The organism is Candidatus Zixiibacteriota bacterium, assembly GCA_014728145.1.
GTDB lineage: Bacteria > Zixibacteria > MSB-5A5 > JAABVY01 > JAABVY01 > WJMC01.
Genome location: WJMC01000188.1, coordinates 1 through 5238 on the forward strand (window position 1 = coordinate 1; position 5238 = coordinate 5238).

Here is a 5238-nt window from a genome sequence, read left to right on the forward strand (position 1 = left end):
AAGGGTGAGGGTCCCTTCACTGTTTTCGCTCCTACCGATGAAGCTTTTGCCAAGCTTCCTAAAGGCGCGATCGAGGCTCTTTTGAATGATAAAGAGAAATTGGCTGCCGTGCTGACTTACCATGTTGTGCCTGGAAAAGTAATGGCTTCGGACGTGGTCAAAGTCGATAAGGCTCAGACTCTCAACGGCCAGGATTTAAAGGTCAAGGTCGACAAGGAGATGGTCATGGTTGACAATGCCAATGTCGTAGCCACTGATATTCTCTGCTCCAACGGTGTAATTCATGTAATCGACGAAGTAATCCTGCCTGAAATGAAGGAGAAGAAGTAACAACCTGCTCTGAGGGCTGTGTAACTCGGGCGTAACTAATCAATTTTAAAAAACCTTTTAATCGGAGGGTCTCTGATGAAAAAATTGCAAACTACACTGATGATTCTGTTCACACTGCTGACAGTGAACCTGTTCGCGGACGGCAATGCCCGTCTGCAGGTAATCCACAACTCGGCCGATCCGGCCGCTGAAACGGTCGATATCTACGTTAACGGCGCTCTTTTCCAGGATGATTTCATGTTCCGCACAGCCACCCCGTTTGTGGATGTGCCGTCCGGAGTCGAACTCAATATCGGTGTCGCTCCGGGCAAGAGCACTGGTCCCGGCGACATCATCGCTACAATCCCGGTAACTCTGGCCGAGGGTCAGACTTATGCCGCAATCGCCAATGGTGTACTGGACCCGTCGCAGTTCGCGGGCAATCCTGACGGTGAAGTGACCGCTTTCAATCTGTTCCTTAAAAAGAATGTGCGCGAATCTGCTTTCTTTAATAGATTTGTCGAATTCCTGGTATTCCACGGCGCGACTGATGCCCCGGAAATCGATGTTCGTGTGCAGAACATTTTCAGGAGCCGTCTTGTCAACGACCTGATGTACGGCGAGTTCAGCTGGTACAAGCGTGTCTTCCCGGGCAGTTTCGTGGTTGATATCACTCCTGCCGATGACAAAAATACGGTTGTTGCTTCCTTTGAGATTGATCTCTCCGGTCTGGGTGGCGGAGCGGCCATAGTTTTCGCATCCGGTTTTCTGAATCCGGGTGCCAACCAGGATGGCCAGGCTTTTGGCCTGTTCGCGGCTCTTCCCGATGGTACCGTGGTTGAGTTCCCGCAGGTGGTTCCGACCGCCGAACTGCAGGTCATTCATAACTCCTCTGACCCGGCCGCGAATGTGGTAGATATCTATGTGAATGGCAGTCTCTTCCAGGATGATTTCGCTTTCCGTACAGCTACCCCGTTTGTCGAGGTCCCTGCTGGAGTCGAACTGGCGATAGGTGTAGCCGGCGGTAACAGCTCCGGCCCGGAAGACATAATCGCAACTATCCCGGTCACCCTTGACGCTGATGAAACCTATGTAGCCATCGCCAACGGTGTGCTCGATCCAAACAGTTTCGCCGAGAATCCGGATGGTCGTTCGATCGCTTTTGATCTCTATGCCAAAGACGGTATCCGCACAGATGCGCGCTGGTTCCACAGGACCGACTTTCTTGTCTTCCACGGCGCAACCGATGCCCCGGCTGTCGACGTCATCGTGCGCGACAGTTACTACGGCAAGATAGTCGACGATGCTTCCTATGGCGATTTCACCAACTATCTTTCTGTGCGACCGAACGAATATATACTTGATGTCACACCGGGTAATGACAACAGCACCGTAGTTGCTTCATTTGTGGCAGATCTGACCGGTCTGGGCGGGGGTTCCGCGGTTGTCTTCGCCTCCGGTTTTTTGAATCCGGGTGCCAACCAGGATGGCCAGGCTTTTGGCCTGTTCGCGGCTTTAGCTGATGGTACCGTGGTTGAATTCCCGGCTGTCGATCCGGAAACTCCGGAAGCCCGACTGCAGGTAATCCACAATTCCGCTGATCCGGCTGCTGAGGTTGTCGACATCTATGTGAATGATGACCTGTTTTTGAATGATTTCGCTTTCCGCGATGCCACACCGTTTGTGAATGTTCCGGCGGAAGTCGAGCTGGGAATCGGGATCGCCGGTTCTGACAGCGAGGGTCCTGAAGACATCATCGCTACTATACCGGTAACTCTCGAGAATAACCAGACCTATGTCGCGTTCGCCAACGGCGTCCTCGATCCGGGTATGTTTGCTGAAAACCCCGATGGCCGTTCGATCGCTTTCGATCTGTACGCGATTGACAACGTTCGCGAAGAAGCCAGGTGGGGCTTTCTGGTCGACTTGCTGGTTTTCCACGGTTCCTCCGATGCCCCGGGTGTCGATGTGATCGCCCGTGGATGGTGGAGCTTCAGGCTGATTAATGACCTGTTCTATGGCGACTTTGCTGATTACAGGTCGGTCTTCGCCCAGAAGTATCAACTCGACGTCACTCCTTCCTTTGACAATTCGACCGTGGTAGCTTCTTTTGAAGCTGACTTGAGCGGTTTGAAGGGCGGTTCGGCCATAGTGTTTGCTTCCGGATTTTTGAACCCGTCGGCTAACCAGGATGGTGCAACGTTTGGTCTGTTCGCGGCTCTTCCCGACGGCACCGTGATTGAACTCCCGGCTGTCAGTGGCGGTTACGCCCTGACCAATCCGACCATGAAGCTGAACTCCAATGTTCCGCAGAGCTTCGAACTGGGCCAGAATTATCCCAACCCGTTCAACCCGACTACCAGTATATCCTTTTCATTGCCGGAACCGGGCAACGTCAGCCTGAAGGTCTATAACGTGCTCGGACAGGAAGTCGAAACCCTCGTCAGTGGTTATCGCGATGCCGGTATCCACACGGTTGATTTCGATGCTTCCCGGATGGCTTCGGGTGTCTATTTCTACCGTATCACTACTGATAATTTCTCGGAATCCAGGAAGATGATGCTTCTAAAATAATCCTTCGGGAATTGACATAGATCGACTAAAACGGGCAGGCTGTCAGTCTGCTCGTTTTTTTTAATATGAAGACTTGCGATCCAGTTCGCTTCGTACCGCGCGTGAGATCGCTTTCAATGTGAGAGGTTTGCGGATGAATTCGCCTACTCCGAGATGACGCGCTTGTCGGACTCTTTCGGTCTCAGCATACCCCGAGAGGATCAGCGCCTTCTGGTCAGGATTGATGTTCAGCATTTCGCGATAAGTATCAGTACCATCCATACCACCCGGCATGACCATATCCAGAATCACCAGATCAACCGGATTTTGACGAATATACTCGACCGCCTTCTCTCCACTCTCGAGAGAGACCACCTCGTATCCCATCTTTTTCAACAGGTTACCGCTCACCTCGCGCTGAACCTGGTCATCATCGACTATCATGATCCGCTCAGTTCCGCCGACGATATTCTCCGAAGATGGTAGATTGCCTTCGGAGCGCGCGATCGGGAAGTAGACGAACATAGTAGTACCCAGGCCGGGCTGGCTTTCACAATCGATGAAAGCGTTGTGATCCTCCAGAACCGAATGAACCACGCTCAAACCGAGACCGGTGCCCCGTTTGTGACTGGCAGTTTTGGTGGTAAAAAACGGATCGAATATCTTTGGCAAAACTTCCGGATCGATGCCACTGCCTGTATCGGAGATCGCCAGGCGCACATATTCGCCTCGCGGAATTCGCCCGAATTTCTGCAGGTCTCGTTCGACGTAATGATTGCCTGTTTGAATGGTCAATTCGCCATCATCTTCCATAGCATCGCGCGCGTTATTGATAAGGTTGAAGATGGCACGCAGAATCTGTGAACCACCCCCCATGATCGGCATTAAATCAGAAGCCAGTAGCTTCCTGACCCGGAGACTTTCCGGGAGAGGTTCAAGACGGCTCAAAATCTGTTCGATGATTTCATTCAGGTCGAGAGGCTCGAAATTGTAATGGCCCCGCCTGCCCAGCGCCAACAGTTCCTGGTTGATTTCGGAGATGTGTTCGGCGGCGCGTTTCATATCCTTTAAGAGATGAACCGAAGTGAAGTCCTCCGGCAACTCCGATCGGATCAAATCCGGGTAGGCCACCAGCGGGCCCAGCAGGTTATTGAAGTCATGGGCGACCTGTCCGGCGATTCGACCGGCGGTTTCCAGCCTTGAGGCACGGGACGCGAATTCCTGAAGCCTCTTGAATTCGGTAATATCGGTCAGTGACATAATCGAACCAATGACTTCATTATCCTCGTTTAAGCGGGGTGAAATCGCCACCAGGGCCTGCCTGATGTTGTCTGTATATGTAAGTAAACTCAATTCATAGCGGACCTGGTTACCGCCCCCGACAAGTTCATTCTGGGCATCGAACTGCTCCCTCTGGTCAGCGGGGATGAAATCGATAAAACTATTTCCAACAGGCTGGTTGACATCATCAGATTCAAGCAATTCCGCCAGAGCCGGATTACAAAATACGATCCTGTAATCAGCGTCAGTAATAGCTATTCCTTCCAGTAGAGTATCGAACAGTTCCTGTAACCGGCGCTCAGATTTTTTGAGGGCTTTCTCTCCCCGTTTGCGTTCTGTGATGTCGCGAACTATCGCAAGCATATAACTGCCCCCGCTCAATTCTAATGGACTGAGACTGACCTCGGCATCGAACACAGACCTGTCATACTTACAATGCACCCATTCAAAAGACTGCGGTCCCCCCTGCAAGGTGGCATCGATTTTTTCGAGTGCTTTTTCTTTTGACAACCTGCCATCCGGCTGATATTCCGGCGAGAAGAAATAGGGCGGTTTCTGCAAAATCTGTTCCCGGGTGCATCCGAACATTTCCAGTGTCTGTTGATTGCAATCGATAAAGTGGTCTTTTTCCATAATGAAGATAGCATCATTGGCGGTGTTAAACAGGTTGCGGTACTTTTCTTCGCTGACCCGCAGTTCGTTTTCAGCCAGTTTGCGCTCTGTAATGTCGGTCAGGAAATTGAGGCTGGCGATTTCGCCATCCCACTGAATTTCGACCGTGCTGTTGGAAATCCAGTGAGTGTTGCCCTCCTTGTCGATCAGACGCATTTCGTAAACCGGAGGGACATACTCGCCCTTCATACGCATAAGGTGATACCCGCCCACGCGTTTGCGGTCATCGGGATGAACGAAACCTATAAAGGAATGATCCAAAAGCTCTTTTTCATCGCATTTCGCCAGTCGAATAATCTCCGGATTGACGAATTTCATCATGCCGTTTGATAGAACAACGATTCCCTCCGCCGCGTTCTCGACCAGCATCCGGAAGCTTTCCTCGCTCTCCTTTAAAGCCTCTTCAGCTTTCTTACGTATAGT

At 51.6% G+C, this 5238-nt stretch carries 3 protein-coding genes; 2 read left to right on the forward strand and 1 reads right to left on the reverse strand.

All coding sequences use genetic code 11. From position 1 onward, the window contains the following. A partial coding sequence (locus GF404_11035; protein ID MBD3382715.1) for a fasciclin domain-containing protein occupies positions 1-330 on the forward strand: 330 nt, incomplete at its 5' end. Positions 331-405: 75 nt separating this feature from the next. Then, the gene (locus GF404_11040) at positions 406-2883 is read left to right on the forward strand and encodes a DUF4397 domain-containing protein (GenBank protein MBD3382716.1); all 2478 of its coding nucleotides are present in this window, start codon (positions 406-408) and stop codon (positions 2881-2883) included. Between the two features lie 60 nt (positions 2884-2943). Here GF404_11040 and GF404_11045 read toward each other — a convergent pair. Further along, positions 2944-5238, reverse strand: a 2295-nt coding sequence (locus tag GF404_11045) for a PAS domain S-box protein (protein ID MBD3382717.1), incomplete at its 5' end; no start/stop codon positions are given.